The following is a 17,205-nucleotide window of genomic DNA, read 5'->3' as shown; positions in this document are numbered from 1 at the left end:
TTATTTAGAAGGAAAATATAAAAATGGAAAAATTAAGAATTAAAGATTTAGTTACGATAGGTGTATTTACAGTAATATATTTTGTACTTATGTTTGCTTCGGGAATGATTGGTATTGTACCGATTTTATACTTGGCATACCCTACACTGGCAGGCATTATAACAGGAATAGTTATAATGCTCTTTATGGCAAAAGTTCAAAAATCATGGGGATTATTTATACTTGGGTTGATTTGTAGTCTTGTAGCAATTGCAATGGGAAATACATATGTAATATTGATACATGCTGTAATCAGTATGGCAATTGCGGAACTTTTAAGAAAAAAAGGAGAATATAAATCATTTAAATTTAATATGCTCTCATTTGCCGTATTCAACACTTGGATTTGTGGTTTCCTTATGCAAGTTTTGTTGGCTAAAGACAAGGTTATTAAACTGGCTGAAACAGGCGGTATGGGTCACGATTATATAATGAAGCTCATAGCACTTTTGAATTATCGAAGTATGGTATTAGTATATATCGGTGCTGTTGTCGGCGGGATACTCGGCGCATATATTGGTAAAGTCTTTTTGAAAAAGCATTTCGAAAAAGCTGGTATTGTATAATGCTCGTTTCTTTAGACAATCCATATAATCCCAATCCAATTAGTAAAATTTTAGTAAGTTTTTCACTTGGATTTGCTGTATTTTATAAAGTAAATACCTATTTTGAATGGGGAATTGTGCTTCTTATTTCATTTCTTTTTTTAATGAATGGATTTAAGAAAGAAGCCTTAAAAAACATATCATTTTTTGGGGTTCTTTCTTTGATACCTAATCTTGATGTAATTAGAAATATGAATGCGATTTTAATGATGTTTTTTATGCTATTTGCTGTATGTAAGATGTTTTATCTTCCATTTAGTGCGGGAAGTTTTTTTTTAAAAACATCGGATGTAGGAAGTGTAATATCCTCAATGGATAAAATGAATTTACCTCGTACTGTTTCTATACCAATTGCTGTAATGTTTAGGTTTTTTCCTTCATTTAGGGAAGAAAGTCACAATATAAAACTTGCTATGAAAATAAGGGGTATTACATTTAAAAATCCAATTTCATACATCGAGTATGTAATTGTGCCTTTACTTGTTATATCTTCTAATATTTCTGATGATATTGCAAAGGCAGCAGAAACAAAATGTATTGAAAATCCTGTTAAAAAAACTAGGTACATATCCGTCAAAACGAAAACAGTTGATTTTGTTTATGTGCTTTCAATACTGATTATGGTTATAGGAGGAGCTTTATGGTAGAAATTGAAAATTTATCTCTATCTTATGGAAATTCTCCTAAAGTGTTAAAAAACATTTCTTTAGATGTAAAAAAAGGCGAATGTGTATTATTTACTGGGAAAAGTGGTAGCGGAAAATCTTCAATTATAAATTCTATCAATGGGTTAGCTGTACGATATGATGGAGCTTCTATGGGTGGAACTATCAGGATTGATAATAAAGATATTAAAAACCTCGAATTATACGAAATATCGCTCTTAGTATCAAATGTATTTCAAAATCCAAAGACACACTTTTTCAATATAAATACTACTCTTGAATTACTTCTCTATTTGGAGAATATAGGACTTTCAAAAAAACAAATGGATGAAAGACTAAATGATATGTTGGATTTGTTTCCGATAGAACATCTTTTAAATAGAGATATTTTTAAGCTTTCGGGTGGAGAAAAGCAGATTTTATGTATTGCTGCAAGTTATATATCTGGAACGGAAATCATTGTTTTAGATGAGCCTTCATCAAATCTTGATGAAGAAAACATTTTAATCATAAAAGAAATGCTTATAAAACTTAAAGATAAGGGGAAAACTCTTATAATCTCAGAACATAGAATATTTTATCTAATGGATATTGTAGATAGAGTTTTTTTGATTAAAGATGGGGAAATACAAAAGGAATATACTCAAATAGATTTTATGAAAATACCGTCTGAAAAGCTAAAGAAGTTAGGTTTAAGAAATAAGAATAGAGTAAAACTTACAGTACCCGAAAATGAAAATAAGGGAAATTTAGAAGTAAAAAACATTGAATTTAAGTTTAATGGCATAGATAAAAAATTGCATTTAAAAGACCTCTCTTTTGAAATGGGAAAAATTTACGGCATAGTAGGAACAAACGGACTTGGTAAATCCACTTTGCTCAGATGCCTTATAGGCTTAGAAAGAAAATCGAAGGATGAAATCTATTTGGACGGCAAAAGACTTTCAAAATCAGATAGGCTAAAAATATCATCCCTTGTAATGCAGGATGTTAACCATCAGCTTTTTACCGATTCTATTGCAAGTGAAGTAGGTCTTGGAATAAAAAATATTGAAAGTAGTTATGTTGAAAATATTCTGAAAAAACTTGATTTATATGAATCAAAAGATCGTCATCCAATGAGCTTGTCAGGTGGACAAAAGCAAAGGGTAGCAATTGCATCTGTACTATGTAAAAAATCTAAACTTATGTTTTTTGATGAGCCTACTAGTGGAATGGATTATTGCAATATGATGAACATATCCCATCTGATCAACGAATGTAAAAGCGATAAGAAAATAATATTCATTGTTTCACATGACCAAGAATTTTTAAATTCGATAGCTGACAATGTTATATATTTGTAAATATCCATAGAGATACTCATATTTGAAAAATCAAAATAAAGGAAATTTAAAGATGTAAGGAGATAAAAATATGAAATATCATGACATGATAATAGAAAATATAAGTGTATGTGAATTTCTTTTATCGTGTGAAAGTAAGATATTTTGTTTAGGAAAATTTTTATGCGTTATTAAATAATATAATAGAAAAAGAATACATTTCTAAAAGAGGACTTTTTACGCCAAAGTGTAGAAGTCCTCCTTTTTTATTATCACTAACGGAAAAGGAGAGAATGGGAGTCGCTTAACCTTATATTCCATTCATAATGGCCGAGCGATTGAGGGGACAAGAGTTCTAACGGGAGATGTTATAGGTGAAACACCAGATGATACAGGTTTGAAAGTTTCCTATCAAAAGTATAAGAATAAGAAAGAAAAATTGGTGTATGTCAATCCGCAGTTTTATTTCCCAAAAGTCATTCAACTTCAGACTACTATCTTACCAGCTATTGGTCAGTTTGGTGGGGATGAGTTTGAACGAGCAAAACATATTTATGAGTTTTTGAAATCTCAAGGGGCAAGTCCCCAAGCCATTGCGGCAATTTTAGGAAATTGGTCGGTAGAGTCTTCTATTAATCCTAAACGTGCTGAAGGGGATTATTTATCTCCTCCTGTTGGCGCTACCGATTCCTCATGGGATGATGAAGCGTGGTTAGCGATTGGAGGTCCAGCCATTTATAGTGGTGCTTATCCTAATATCCTTCATAGAGGTTTGGGGTTAGGTCAATGGACAGATACTGCAGATGGTTCAACACGTCATACAGCTTTATTAAATTATGCACGCAGCCAAAATAAGAAGTGGTATGATTTAGACCTACAACTTGATTTTATGCTTCATGGGGATAGCCCTTACTATCAAAGTTGGTTAAAGGATTTCTTTGGAAATACGGGCAGTGCAGCCAATCTTGCCCAACTCTTTCTCACTTATTGGGAGGGAAATTCTGGTGACAAACTTCTGGAAAGACAAACCAGAGCAACGGAATGGTATTACCAAATTGAAAAAGGATTTAGCCAAACAAACGGAGGACAAGCAAAGAGTGACCCGCAATCCCTTGAAGGTGTTCGTGGGGACTTGTATGATCATTCTGTTCCTGGTGGTGGAGATGGTATGGCCTATGCCTATGGACAATGTACATGGGGTGTTGCGGCTCGTATGAACCAGTTAGGATTAAAGCTAAAAGGTAGAAATGGAGAGAAGATTTCAATCATTAATACCATGGGAAATGGTCAGGACTGGGTTGCGACAGCTTCAAGTCTTGGTGGGGAAACAGGCTCTACACCAAGAGCAGGTGCTATTGTTTCTTTTGTAGGAGGTACACATGGCACACCAGCAGACTATGGTCATGTGGCCTTTGTAGAGAAGGTCTATGATGATGGTTCTTTCCTCGTGTCAGAGACAAACTATGGTGGTAACCCTAACTATACCTTTAGAAAAATCTCGCAAGCAGATAGTGCCATCAGTTTTGCCTATACGACGAAATAAAGAAGTTGATACTTGAAATTTTAACAATTTTCAGGTAGAATAAATAGTGTAGATGAGTGGTCGGCTCATGGTCAATCTGATAGTAATCTTGGACGTAAGGGCCAAGCGGTGGCGGACACCAGAACGAAATCCGATAGCAATCTTGGACGTAAGGGCCAAGCGGTGGCAGACACCAGAATAAACCGACTGACTAGGTGGCTTACAGGTTCTGTAAGTCGTCTTTTTTACTTTAATAGTAATGTTTTACATTTTAAGGAGAACGCAGTTTTGGCTCGTTCTCTTTTTTTGTTGTGATACTTCTTTCAAGGAATATTTGGTAGGATTGGAGTGAAAAAAGATTAACTAGGAAAGAAGGAAGTATATGGAAGCCATTTATCAACGTGATTCGGATCAAGATGGATTAACTGATGCTCAAGAATTGGCGCTAGGAACCAATCCTCTTAGCGCAGATTCTGATGGTGATGGTCGTTCAGATTTATTGGAAATAGAAGAAGGAACTAATCCCTTAGAAAAGGATTTTCAAGACTTAGACCAAATAAGTATAACTGAACCGTCATCAGTATTTATGGAAATGAAACAAAAGATTTCAGGTATGATGGAGAGTCACTACAAGGAATTTATACAGGCTCTGATTAGTATTGAAACAGGGATTGAAAACCAACAAGACCTAGAAGACTTATATACTTACTACATGAGAACAGATGCCGTTTCTCTTTTGTCTAGTGATTTAGAAACCAGTCCTCAAGAGGTTGAAATGGAGATAGAGTTGTAGGGGAATCATGTGATTCTCCTATTTTCGTATAGATGAAAGGAGCAATAATGGAAGTAATGCAATTATTGGCTATGTTTCGTGGAACAATTCCAAAAGATAGAGAGAAAATGACCCTATTTCTTCGTTATCAAGCTCAACATTTTGATGAGAAATGGCAGGACTTGGTAGAGAGTTTTTTGACTGAAGAGGGCAAGATAGAAGAGATACCTCATGTCTATTCGTTTCATCAAGATATTGTTTCTTTTCTAGAGACCAGTTCTGAAAATAATGACCAAGATCTAGAAAGTTACACAAGAAATTTTGGACAAGTAGGTTTAGATAAATTATCTCAATTAAGTAATTGGGAGAAAAACTTGGTGCTAGAAGTCGCAACCTATAACCTTTCCACTCGATTTTACATCCAATCTGAAAAAGAGAAGCTAACACCATTAAGTGAGCTTGTATTTCATCAGAATCAGGATGTCAATTTAGTCAATGTCTATCGAGTTGCGAATAATCTATCTGACCGTATTAGTAGAGATATAGAGGAATTCCTTCTAATGGTTGATTCTAAAGAACTAAAAAAAGAGGTTCTTGAGATTCATTTTGAAGAAAAAGAGGGAGATGTTCTAGCCTATATGGGTTCAGAATTGATGGCTACTTTAGATACAGTTACGGATCTTGTTCATCGTGAAGAAAACTACCAACAACTCCCACTGACACAAAAGATGAAGATTATTAGTCATTTTGATGATGTAAAGGCTAGAAGCGAAAAGTCTAAGCAAGTAGAGGAATCCTTATCTCCTTCAAGTGAAATTGAACAGGAAACAGAAGAAACTAACCTTTTTTCTAATGTCGATAAAATTGTAGAAGAAGCTTTGAGGGAATATCCGATTGGTTCACAAGTAAGTTATAAAGGTCAAGTATTTCGATTGGTTTCGATTGAAAATGCACAGTTAAATGACTTAGTTCGCCTAGAGCTATTCAATGATTCTAACCAGTTATTTGAAGAGAATCCTATCTTATACTTGAACAGTTTGGAAGAGATTGAACAAGTTTTGTCTCTTGTAGAACTTGAAAAAGAAGAATTAGAGATTGAGATTGATTCATCAAGTGAAAGTCAGGAAATAGATTTGTTTTCCTATTTGGAAGAAGAAAATGAAAAGGAAACAGAAACTCTAATTTCAGGTATAGAAGAGACGGATGTCCCCGTTCAAGATTTTGTTTTTCCAGATGATTTAGAGGACTTTTATCCTAAGACAAATCGAGAAAAAATTGAAACGAATATCGCCGCAATTGAACTTGTTAAAAGATTAGAAAAAGAGGGACGACAAGCGAATCCAGAAGAACAAGAGCTACTAGCCAAGTATGTTGGATGGGGTGGTCTTGCCAATGAATTTTTTGATGAACTCAATCCAAAGTATGAAGCAGAACGTTTAACTCTTAAGAGTTTAGTAAGTAAATCAGAATACTCCACTATGAAACAAAGTTCTCTCACAGCCTATTATACAGACCCAATGATTATTCGCCAAATTTGGCAAAAATTAGTGGAAGACGGCTTTGAAGGAGGAAGAATTCTAGATCCATCTATGGGGACTGGGAATTTTTTTGCGGCTATGCCTAGAAGTATACGAGAGAGGTCAGAACTTTATGGGGTTGAATTAGACAGTGTGACAGGCGCAATCGCAAAACAACTCCACCCCAATACCCATATTGAAGTGCGAGGATTTGAAGAAGTTCCCTATCAAAATAATAGTTTTGATTTAGTCTTAACGAATGTTCCATTTGGAAATTTTCGCATTGCAGATAAAAACTATGATAAACCTTATATGATTCATGATTACTTTGTCAAACACTCACTTGATTTAGTAAGAGATGGAGGACAAGTGTCGATTATCTCATCTATCGGGACAATGGATAAGCGGACAGATAATGTCTTACAAGAGATTAAATCCAACACTCATTTTTTAGGGGGAGTTCGTTTGCCGGATACGGCTTTTAAAAAGATTGCAGGTACTCGAGTGACCACAGACCTCCTCTTCTTTCAAAAGGATCAAGCAAAGAATCTTAATGAAGATGAGTTTGTCTTTGGTGGCTCTATTCCCTTTGAGGAGGATAAGCGTGTCTGGATCAATCCTTATTTTGATGGGAAGTACAATACACAGATTTTAGGTGAATATGAGATACGTAATTTTAATGGAGGAACCCTCAATGTTAAGGGGGGATCAGAAACATTAGCTACTGATATTATGGAAGCATTAGAGAATGTGAAAGCACCTAAACAAATTGACAATTCTTTGAAAGCACCTGTTTTTATCCAAGAAGAAGTGGATAATTCTATCCCAAGTCGTATACGTGAGAAGTTAGCGCTCTATTCTTTTGGATATGAGGGAAATCAAATTTATTACCGAGATACGCATGGCATTCGGAAAAGTTCAAAAGTAGACGAAATTAGTTATTATGTAGATGAGAAGGGAGATTTTAAAGCTTGGGACAGTTCTTTGTCTGAACATAAAATAGACCGATTCGTGCAACTTCATTTGACAGATGAGGAAGCACTAGATGTTTACAAGTCAGAAGAAGCGAGTAAAAGAGGGAAATATAAGGGCTTGTTCAAAAAAACTGTCTTTTATGAAAGCCCCTTATCGGATAAGGATATTAGTCGTATTAAGGGCATGGTTGATTTGAGAGAGACCTATCAATCCTTAATTGAAATTCAACGTCATCCAGATTATAGTCGGACAGATTTTCAGGTATTACTTAGTAAACTCAATCGTGACTATGACCGCTTTGTAAGTCAATTTGGATACTTGAATGCCTCAGTCAATCGGAACTTATTTGATAGTGACGATAAGTATTCTTTACTAGCAAGTTTAGAAGATGTATACATTGATTCTAAAGATCAGAAAGTAAAATATAAAAAATCTTTAGCCTTTGAGAAAGCATTGGTTAGACCAGAAAGAGTGATTGCAAGAGTTTCAACGGCTCTAGATGCCTTAAATTCTAGTTTATCGGATGGTAGAGGGGTTGATTTAGACTATATGGTATCAATTTACCCTGAACATAGCCAAGTTGCTATTTTAGATGAGTTAGGTGACCAGGTTTTAATGGATCCAGAAAGCTATTTAAGAGGGGAAAGAAAATATCTTTCTAAGAACCAGTTTTTATCAGGAGACATTCTCAACAAGATAGAAGTAGTTCAACTATTAGTAGAGGAAAACAACCAAGAATGTGATTGGAACCATGCTTTAGATTTGTTAGAATCTGTTCGCCCTCCAAGGATTCATCTGGCAGATATTGAGTTTAAAATAGGGTCACGTTGGATTCCTCAATCCGTTTATGGTAAATTTGCCTTTGAATGTTTTACCAATCGTGAATTTGAATTGTCTTCGCCAGATGTTGAACAAGTCATTGAAGTGAATCCTGTCGATGGCCAGGTTCATTTAAGGACATCATTTGCTTATCGCTATCCAAGTGCCAAAGATAGTAGTCTTGGAGTCAGTGGGTCACGTTATGATACAGGAAGAAAGGTTTTTGAGAATTTACTAAATTCAAACCAACCGACGATTACTATGACTGTTACGGAAGGAGAAAAGAAAAAGACCATCACAGATTTGGAAAAAACCTCTGTTCTAAGAGCAAAAGAGCAGCATTTACAAGAGCTCTTTCAAGACTTTGTCTCACGGTATCCAGAAGTCCAACAAGTCATTGAGGAAAGCTATAATCGTCTTTATAATCGAACGGTTAGTCGAGAGTATGACGGTAGCAATCTAGTCATTGATGGCTTGGCACAAAACATCAGTCTTCGTCCTCACCAAGAGAATGCTATTCAAAGAATCGTAGAAGAAAAAAGAGCCTTATTAGCTCATGAGGTAGGTTCAGGAAAGACCTTGACCATGCTTGGTGCTGGTTTTAAATTAAAGGAGTTGGGAATGGTTCATAAGCCCTTGTATGTGGTGCCCTCTAGTTTGTCTGCTCAATTTGGCCAAGAAATCATGAAATTTTTCCCTACTAAAAAAGTCTTTGTGACCACTAAGAAAGATTTTGTGAAGGCGAGAAGAAAACAATTTGTGTCACGTATTATTACAGGAGATTACGATGCTATTGTCATTGGGGATTCTCAATTTGAAAAAATCCCTGTCAGTAAGGAAAGACAGATGAACTATATAGAGGATAAACTCAATGAACTACGAGAGATTAAAACACATTCTGAAAATAAGTATACCGTTAAAGAAGCAGAGCAATCAATAAGTGGTCTAGAGAAACAATTGGAAGAACTCCAACGCTTTAATCGTGATAGTTTTATTGATTTTGAGAACCTAGGGATTGATTTTCTTTTTGTGGATGAAGCACATCACTTTAAAAATATTCGTCCAATTACTGGACTTGGAAATGTAGCAGGTATTACCAATACAACCTCTAAGAAGAACGTGGATATGGAAATGAAGGTTCGACAGATTCAGGAAGAGCATGATTTTAAAAACATTGTCTTTGCGACAGGAACACCTGTTTCCAATTCTATTAGTGAGTTATATACTATGATGAACTATATTCAACCAGATATCTTAAAACGCTATCAAGTTGATTATTTTGACTCTTGGGTAGGTGCTTTTGGAGAAATTCAAAACTCTATGGAATTAGCTCCTACAGGGGATAAGTACCAACCTAAGAAACGATTTAAAAAGTTTGTCAATCTACCTGAGTTGATGAAAATCTATAAAGAAACAGCCGACATTCAAACACAAGATATGTTGGATTTACCTGTTCCAGAAGCTCATATTATCCCTATTGAGAGTGAGTTAACTGAAAACCAGAAACTCTATTTAGAAGAATTGGTTATGAGGTCAGATGCGGTCAAATGTGGAACAGTTGATCCGAGCCAGGATAACATGTTAAAGATTACGGGTGAGGCACGAAAACTAGCAATTGATATGCGTTTATTGGACTCTAGTTATAGTCTAGCAGACAATCATAAACTGCTTCAGGTAGTGGATAATGTTGAGAGAATTTATCGTGAAGGAATGGAAAATAAGGCTACTCAGATGATTTTTTCAGATATTGGCACACCTAAGAAAAAGGATAATGGCTTTGATGTCTATTCTGAGATTAAGGCTTTATTAGTTGATAGAGGAATCCCTAGTAAGGAAATTGCCTTTGTACATGATGCCAATAGTGATGAAAAAAAGAATAGTTTGTCTCGAAAGGTCAATGCAGGAGAGGTGCGGATTCTCCTTGCCTCAACTGAAAAAGGAGGAACAGGTTTAAATGTTCAGAGCAAGATGAAAGCAGTTCATCACCTGGATGTACCGTGGAGACCAAGTGATATTCAGCAACGCAATGGACGTATTATCCGACAGGGAAATGAAAACAAGGAAGTGGATATTTACCACTACATTACAAAAGGTTCATTTGATAATTATCTATGGGCAACTCAGGAGAACAAACTCCGTTATATTAAGCAGATTATGACTTCTAAGGAGCCGATTCGTGCTGCAGAAGACATTGATGAGCAGACCATGACAGCTTCTGATTTTAAGGCACTAGCAACAGGTAATCCTTATCTCAAATATAAGATGGAACTAGAGAATGATCTAACCCTATTAGAAAATCAAAGACGCGCCTTTCAACGCAGCAAGGATCACTATCGTCATACAATATCTTACTGTGAAGAAAATGTACCCATTCTAGAGAAACGATTAAGCAAGTATGAAGGCGATATTCAACAGTCTGAAATATCGAAAGACCAGGCATTTTCTATGACGGTAGGTAAGCAAGCTTTTGATCAACGAGCTGAAGCAGGGGAATCCCTACACCGTCTTATCCGTCATAATCAAGCTGACAGCAAAGAATTCCGAACCCTAGCAAGCTATCGAGGATTTGACATTAAAATGCTTAGTCTTCCAACGGATCAGCCTCTTCCTGAAAACTTCTCTGTTAAGATTGTAGGAGAAAATCAGTATTCTGTCAGTTTAGATTTGTATTCTCCTTTGGGGACAATTCAAAGGCTTCAGCATACGATTGATCACATTAAAGAGGATCAAGCGAAAACACAGAACTTACTGGATGAATTAAAGGATAAATGGACTACTGCTAAGGTAGAAATTGAGAAAAATTTTACAAAGGAAGAGGACTATCAAACTAAAAAGGCCGAATACGATGTACTCGCGCCATTGATTGAAACAGAAACGGATTTAGATATTATTGATCAGGCCTTAAAACAATTCCATGAAAAAGGAAAAGAAAGGCAGGAACAACTTTCTTTTGAATTGGATTAAAAAATAGATACAAATAGCGGACAAGAAAAGAAAAGCGCGGTAAAATAAAGATAGAAAGAAAAGAGGTAACGATTATGATGGAAGATACCTATTATCAATTAGAAGAGGCCTTGGTACAGGGATTTCAAACATCTGAAGAATACCAAGCCTACAAGGAACTAAAGGAACATTATGAGGAAGTGACGGGGGATTACAGCTTTTCCAAACGAGAACTCACTAGTCAATTGGAAATCGCGCTTCAGAATCATCGAGGTGTGGACTTTGAAGAACATGAAAAAGAGGAGTATTTGGACTTAGTTCAAAAATTAGAAGAGTTTGATTCCTCTCTTGCCACCCATTATCGTCAATTGATTGACTAGAAAGGAGAAAGTCATGAATGATTTACTCCTTATCCCAGTAATTTTTTTAGCAGTAGGAGGGATTCTCATTCTTTTATGGAGACTCTTTCTTATTGCCAGTGGACTTTTCCTGATTGGTTTTGTCAGTTTTCTTATTTTCGTAGAGGGGTATGGAATTTATTTGTTCTTTACTGAACCAACTTTATACTTTGATGATATTAGACAACATGGTTTAACTAGTTTTACTGCTGTGTACCTTTTCATCAATCTGATCTTGCTTCTAGGATTCTGTTGGCGTTTCATAAACTCCAAAAATAAGGAAAAAATGTGAACTTGTTAGATGGTTAAAAAACTTTATCTGAATCTAAATTTGGATAAGGTTTTTTATTAACCTTAATTCTTTCATATACTTCATAGCTAAATTGGAGCAATAATTTATGATAATTTTTATCCTCACTATTATTACTTGTATTTATGGCTTGTTTATGTCGTTCAATATGAGAAAGAGCTCTTATCAAATTTTCTTCTTTTAAATGTTTCATAGTTACATTATAAGCTGAAGACAGCTAGTTTTGATATTTTTCTCTGAACTGTACGATTTTGCGCCTGAAATGTAGGAATTACCTTTCGTTGTGATGTGATAAAACTTACAAGTTCTTTTTGTTATTCTTGACCTAGTTTTTATAGAAAGAAGGTCTAAGATGTTAAATAAAGTCAAAACTAAAGCCTTAATTAGTGTTGGAGCAGTGGCTGCAACTAGCTTTATTCTTATGATGGGATATACTGCTGGTCAACATTCTACTGCTAAACAAAGTCGCAAAGAAATCGAATTAGCTGCAGCTAAACTTGTAGAGGACAAACAAGCAGAAGATAAAGCAAGTATTTTGTCATCAGATACTGTAAAAGAATTTTTGACACAGTACTATACGAAAGAAAAACTAGGGGAAAATAATACACGTATTCAACCTTATATGACTGAATCAGCTTATTCTCAAGAATTGTCAAGTCAAAATGATGCCATGAACCAAGTGTATAAGGATTATATTTTGGATTATCATTTTGAAAAAGCTGATATCTTTGTTAATCAGACTACGAATCAAGCCATTGCCATGGTCTCTTATAATGTAACCTATGTATCTGATTTAAAGAATGCCAACCAATCAAAGACCAATCAAACAGAAACCAGAACGGTTAAGTTGTCTTATTCGAAACTACCTGGTAAGTTATTGGTCAATCAAGTACAGGTTTGGAAATCTGGGTTGGATGATTTAGATAAGGCAACTTCCAAAACTTTAGAAGAATCATCATCAGTTCCATCACTACCAAATACTACGACAAAATGATGATGTTTTATGAATATAGAGGAATGTAAGCAAATTTCAATTCTTGATGTAGCCAATCGTTTAGGTATCTCCTTTAAACAAGTTTCGAGCAGTGTCTATGAGCATTCTGAACACGATTCATTTCGGATTTTTTCAACTACCAATACTTTTAAATGGTTTTCAAGAGATATTCAAGGTGATGTCATTGATTTTGTTCGACTTGTTAAGGGAATTTCCTTTAAAGAAGCTCTATCTTTTCTTTCTGAAGAACCTTTTCAAAAAGGCATTGTTCAAGAAAAAAGAGAGAGACCATTTTATTATCCTTTAAATTCAATAGAAGATTCTGACTGTCGTTTGACCAGATATTACTTAACAGAATGTAGAGGAATCTCAGAAGAAATCGTACAAAAGATGATTCAACAAGGTCTGATTACACAAGCCAGTTGGAAAACAAATGAAACAGTTGAACCTGTTATTGTTTTTAAAAGTTTTGATCATCGTCACAAACTGCAGGCGGCAAGCCTACAAGGGATTTATAAGAATCACTCTCTTCCTAGAGAGAGACTGAAAACGATTCTAAAAGGAAGCCATGGACATATTGGAATATCCTTTGATATTGGTAAACCAAATAGACTGGTCTTTTGTGAATCGTTCGTCGACTTGATGAGCTATTACGAGCTTCATCAACAAAGTCTATCTGATGTTCGTTTGGTATCTATGGAAGGATTAAAAAGGTCTATTGTTGCTTATCAAACTTTACGACTGATAGCTGAAGAAAATCAGAAGTTGGAATTTTTGGATACAGTAATACCTTCAAAGTTATTGCCTTTAATCAATACAATTCGTGATACCACCAGCTATTTTGATAATCATCCTGATTTATTGACACTTGCGGTAGATTGTGATGATGCAGGTAAAGAATTTTCTGATAAGTTATCTCAATCAGGATTTCCTGTTTTACTGGATTTGCCTGATAATGAATCTGGGAAAGAAAAACGAGACTGGAATGATGTCCTTAGAGAAAACAAATCAGATTTACAATTGATGCTTGAGTCTGCAAAAGAGACATTTGGGAATCAGCCAGTAAGACAAACCTCTCAATGTTTAGAATTGTGATAACAAAATCAAGATGTTTTAGCTAATATTAAAATGAAGGAGGATCGTATATGACCATAATTGAACGCTTAGAAGAAAAGGTCACTAGGCAAGAAAGTAAGGTAGCAAGAGAGACAGAAAAACTAGCTGCTTACAAAGAACAACTGGAGACAGCGATGTTTGCGACGTTCAAAAGGCGTCAAAGCATCAGTCACATGAGTTTTGAAGAAGCTCTTGACCATGCCTTTGGTAAAGAAAGACAATTCGATGATTCTGAATCTAGAAAGGATGAAATGAGTGAATGACAAAAGATTGGAATTTTAATCAACCATTAGAAAGTAAATCAGAAAATCAAGAAGATCCAGATAAAATTGCGGCCTTATTTGGAAATCATCAAGGAGGTAATGATGTAAATTATGAAGCAGCTTTTCAAAAGCGCAAACAAGCACCTGTAACGGAATCAAATCCTAGTTCTAAACCAAAAGTTACAGAGGTTAGAACAGGAAAAGAGACAGATATCACTACAAGTTATCAGCAACATCTTAAAAGACTTATTGCGGATAACAATAGTGATATTCAAAGCAGTCAAAAGAAAATTGAAGAGCTACATACTTTGATTGACACTAAGAATAAAGACAATAAGAAATTGCAGTCCATTTATGATGCGATTTCCGAATTACACTAAGCAGTCCTGATAGGCTGCTTTTTTTGAGAGGTTATAGATGTTTACAACATTTTTTAAGAAAAATCACGACAATAGTGATGTATTTAAGAAGCTAATTCATAGACTATCTGATATGTCTGTCCAAGATCTTGAAAAAATAGACCGACTGCTAGATATCATTTTCACTCCAGATCAAGAATCAGAACAAGTAAAAACAGAATCAATTTATAGGGAAGAAACATTGGACGACACATTAAAGGAAGCTAAGAATCAACTTCATAAGGAACAATTGGAGAAGAATTTAGAGAGATTTAGAAAAAACAATAAATAATGCACCAAAAATGGTGCATTTACTTTTTCTAAATGTTATAATGGTGTTATCAAATGAAAGGAGTTTGCCATGATTGGAAAGAACATAAAATCCTTACGTAAAACACATGACTTAACACAACTCGAATTTGCACGGATTGTAGGTATTTCACGAAATAGTCTGAGTCGTTATGAAAATGGAACGAGTTCAGTCTCTACCGAATTAATAGACATCATTTGTCAGAAGTTTAATGTATCTTATGTCGATATTGTAGGAGAAGATAAAATGCTCAATCCTGTTGAAGATTATGAATTGACTTTAAAAATTGAAATTGTGAAAGAAAGAGGTGCTAATCTATTATCTCGACTCTATCGTTATCAAGATAGTCAGGGAATTAGTATTGATGATGAATCTAATCCTTGGATTTTAATGAGTGATGATCTATCTGACTTGATTCATACGAATATCTATTTAGTAGAAAATTTTGATGAAATTGAGAGGTATAGCGGCTATTTGGATGGAATTGAACGTATGTTAGAGATGTCTGAAAAACGGATGGTAGCCTAATGGAAATCCAAGATTATACTGATAGTGAATTCAAACATGCTCTAGCACGGAATCTTCGTTCACTGACAAGAGGAAAAAAGTCCAGTAAGCAACCTATAGCAATTTTGCTTGGAGGGCAAAGTGGTGCTGGTAAGACTACAATTCATCGTATTAAACAGAAAGAATTTCAAGGAAATATTGTTATCATAGATGGTGATAGTTTTCGTTCTCAGCATCCACACTATTCAGGACTGCAGCAAGAATATGGCAAAGATAGTGTAGAATACACCAAAGATTTTGCAGGGAAAATGGTAGAGTCTTTAGTAACAGAATTGAGTCATTTGGGATACAATCTTTTGATAGAGGGAACTTTACGAACGATTGATGTTCCAAAGAAAACAGCACAACTCTTGAAAAGTAGGGGATATGAAGTACAATTAGCCTTGATTGCGACAAAGCCTAAGCTGTCCTATCTGAGCACCCTTATCCGATATGAAGAACTATACGCTATCAATCCAAATCAAGCACGCGCAACTCCAAAAGAACATCATGATTTCATTGTAAATCATCTAGTTGATAATACACGGCAATTGGAAGAACTAGCTATCTTTGAAAGAATTCAAATTTACCAACGAGATAGAAGTTGTGTATATGATTCAAAAGAAAATACAACTTCAGCAGCAACCGTTCTTCATTATTTACTATTTGGAGAATGGAATCAAGTGGAGAAAGAGATGCTTAAATCTGGAGAAGAAAGATTGAAAGATTTAACTAATTGAAATGGTTTGTAGAGTTAGATTTTTAAAATAAAGTCTATTGGATCGTTAATTAAAAAATAACGATTCTTTTTTATATTCTCTATTTTCTTCTTCATATTTTTTCAAAAGTTTTAGCATTCTTCAGTGATGATTTCCTAACAATAAAAGTACGAATTTAGCGCAGTTTATGATTATTTTAAATCTTGAGGGTTATTAAACTCTTGATTTTTTCAACAAGCTATGGTATCCTTTTGTTAGTTAATAAACTTACAAAAGGAGAATAAATGTTTTCACCTACTAAATTAAAAAGAAAAAGAGAAAGTCAAGGATTATCTCAATCTCAACTTGCATCCAGTTTGGGAATTAGTAGAGCCTCATACTTTAATTGGGAATCAGGTAAAACAAAGCCTAATCAAAACAATTTAAGCAAATTGAGTGAGATTTTGAATGTAGATCTTCGATATTTTGAATCAGAGTATGAAATAGTTGAAATCTATCTCAAACTAACGGAAAGGAATCAAGAAGCAACACTTCATTATGCTACAGAATTGTTGAACAAACAGAATGCAAAGGTTGTAGACATTCCTCAGCTTTTTGCCTATAAGGTCTACGAAAAATTATCAGCTGGTACAGGAACAGCTTATTTTGATGATGGTAATTACGATACAGTTTACTTCGATCATCAATTTGATTATGATTTTGCATCGTGGGTGTTTGGTAATTCAATGGAACCGACATATGAAAATGGTTCGGTAGCCCTTATTAAGCAAACGGGATTTGATTATGACGGGGCTATCTATGCGATAGATTGGGATGGTCAAACCTATATTAAGAAAGTGTATCGTGAAGAAAATGGGCTTCGATTAGTTTCACTCAATCGGAACTATTCAGATAAGTTTGCGCCTTATGATGAGAATCCTCGTATCATAGGGAAAATCGTTGGAAACTTTATGCCTTTAGAGGATTGAG

The 17,205-nt window shown here is 34.9% G+C and carries 16 protein-coding genes and 1 pseudogene; 16 read left to right on the top strand and 1 reads right to left on the bottom strand.

The features are described 5' to 3' along the window. Nucleotides 1–17: 17 nt before the first annotated feature. From ACVBD2_RS06790 to ACVBD2_RS06755, 8 genes and pseudogenes are all read left to right on the top strand, one after another. Nucleotides 18–605 (top strand): MptD family putative ECF transporter S component, encoded by a 588-nt coding sequence (locus tag ACVBD2_RS06790; protein ID WP_049489415.1) that lies wholly within the window; start codon nucleotides 18–20, stop codon nucleotides 603–605. Then, nucleotides 602–1,291: an energy-coupling factor transporter transmembrane component T gene (locus ACVBD2_RS06785; protein WP_164496838.1), complete on the top strand. Its 690-nt coding sequence runs from the start codon at nucleotides 602–604 to the stop codon at nucleotides 1,289–1,291. Before ACVBD2_RS06790 ends, ACVBD2_RS06785 begins: the two co-directional genes overlap by 4 nt. Continuing rightward, entirely contained in the window at nucleotides 1,285–2,655 is a 1,371-nt protein-coding gene (locus ACVBD2_RS06780) for an ABC transporter ATP-binding protein (protein ID WP_048773348.1), read from the top strand. The genes ACVBD2_RS06785 and ACVBD2_RS06780 overlap by 7 nt, the downstream gene beginning before the upstream one ends. Nucleotides 2,656–2,902: 247 nt before the next feature. Beyond that, nucleotides 2,903–4,177 (top strand): annotated as a pseudogene (locus ACVBD2_RS06775) (phage tail tip lysozyme); the annotation flags it as partial. Nucleotides 4,178–4,538: 361 nt separating this feature from the next. Then, nucleotides 4,539–4,949: a cell envelope biogenesis protein OmpA gene (locus ACVBD2_RS06770; RefSeq protein WP_303407826.1), complete on the top strand. Its 411-nt coding sequence runs from the start codon at nucleotides 4,539–4,541 to the stop codon at nucleotides 4,947–4,949. A 47-nt stretch (nucleotides 4,950–4,996) separates the two neighbouring features. Then, the gene (locus tag ACVBD2_RS06765; RefSeq protein WP_461685463.1) at nucleotides 4,997–11,203 is read left to right on the top strand and encodes a DEAD/DEAH box helicase family protein; all 6,207 of its coding nucleotides are present in this window, start codon (nucleotides 4,997–4,999) and stop codon (nucleotides 11,201–11,203) included. A 74-nt stretch (nucleotides 11,204–11,277) separates the two neighbouring features. Continuing rightward, a complete protein-coding gene (locus tag ACVBD2_RS06760) occupies nucleotides 11,278–11,562 on the top strand; it encodes a DUF5962 family protein (RefSeq protein ID WP_261044533.1) in 285 nt (94 codons plus the stop codon). 13 nt (nucleotides 11,563–11,575) lie between these two features. Beyond that, a complete protein-coding gene (locus ACVBD2_RS06755; protein WP_261044534.1) occupies nucleotides 11,576–11,872 on the top strand; it encodes a DUF5966 family protein in 297 nt (98 codons plus the stop codon). 13 nt (nucleotides 11,873–11,885) lie between these two features. On the opposite strand, the gene ACVBD2_RS06750 is transcribed toward ACVBD2_RS06755, so the two are convergent. Next, the gene (locus ACVBD2_RS06750; RefSeq protein ID WP_084888021.1) at nucleotides 11,886–12,083 is read right to left on the bottom strand and encodes a hypothetical protein; all 198 of its coding nucleotides are present in this window, start codon (nucleotides 12,081–12,083) and stop codon (nucleotides 11,886–11,888) included. A 159-nt stretch (nucleotides 12,084–12,242) separates the two neighbouring features. On the opposite strand from ACVBD2_RS06750, the gene ACVBD2_RS06745 reads away from it, so the two are divergent. The 8 genes from ACVBD2_RS06745 to ACVBD2_RS06710 all read left to right on the top strand — a co-directional run bounded on the left by ACVBD2_RS06745 (nucleotide 12,243) and on the right by ACVBD2_RS06710 (nucleotide 17,204). Beyond that, the gene (locus ACVBD2_RS06745; RefSeq protein WP_261044535.1) at nucleotides 12,243–12,884 is read left to right on the top strand and encodes a peptidylprolyl isomerase; all 642 of its coding nucleotides are present in this window, start codon (nucleotides 12,243–12,245) and stop codon (nucleotides 12,882–12,884) included. A gap of 9 nt (nucleotides 12,885–12,893) precedes the next feature. Continuing rightward, nucleotides 12,894–13,979, top strand: a complete 1,086-nt coding sequence (locus tag ACVBD2_RS06740; protein ID WP_461685462.1) for a DNA primase — start codon at nucleotides 12,894–12,896, stop codon at nucleotides 13,977–13,979. A gap of 50 nt (nucleotides 13,980–14,029) precedes the next feature. After that, nucleotides 14,030–14,263 carry a DUF5965 family protein gene (locus tag ACVBD2_RS06735; RefSeq protein ID WP_000152421.1) on the top strand — a complete coding sequence of 78 codons (234 nt, stop codon included), beginning with the start codon at nucleotides 14,030–14,032 and terminating at the stop codon, nucleotides 14,261–14,263. After that, nucleotides 14,260–14,643, top strand: coding sequence for a DUF5945 family protein (locus tag ACVBD2_RS06730; RefSeq protein ID WP_000159212.1), 384 nt, complete (start codon nucleotides 14,260–14,262; stop codon nucleotides 14,641–14,643). The genes ACVBD2_RS06735 and ACVBD2_RS06730 overlap by 4 nt, the downstream gene beginning before the upstream one ends. A gap of 37 nt (nucleotides 14,644–14,680) precedes the next feature. Further along, nucleotides 14,681–14,953: a hypothetical protein gene (locus ACVBD2_RS06725; RefSeq protein ID WP_000495440.1), complete on the top strand. Its 273-nt coding sequence runs from the start codon at nucleotides 14,681–14,683 to the stop codon at nucleotides 14,951–14,953. 69 nt (nucleotides 14,954–15,022) lie between these two features. After that, entirely contained in the window at nucleotides 15,023–15,499 is a 477-nt protein-coding gene (gene pezA, locus ACVBD2_RS06720) for a type II toxin-antitoxin system antitoxin PezA (protein ID WP_000579606.1), read from the top strand. Further along, nucleotides 15,499–16,257, top strand: coding sequence for a type II toxin-antitoxin system toxin PezT (pezT, locus tag ACVBD2_RS06715; protein ID WP_000405371.1), 759 nt, complete (start codon nucleotides 15,499–15,501; stop codon nucleotides 16,255–16,257). Before pezA ends, pezT begins: the two co-directional genes overlap by 1 nt. A gap of 263 nt (nucleotides 16,258–16,520) precedes the next feature. Beyond that, on the top strand, nucleotides 16,521–17,204 hold the full coding sequence (locus ACVBD2_RS06710; protein WP_461685461.1) for a LexA family transcriptional regulator: 684 nt from the start codon (nucleotides 16,521–16,523) through the stop codon (nucleotides 17,202–17,204). The last annotated feature ends 1 nt before the right edge of the window (nucleotide 17,205 follow it).

This window comes from Streptococcus sp. KHUD_018, assembly GCF_054861215.1.
The sequence above is the reverse complement of the archived record's forward strand: the minus strand, read 5'-3'. Positions and strand labels throughout refer to the sequence as shown.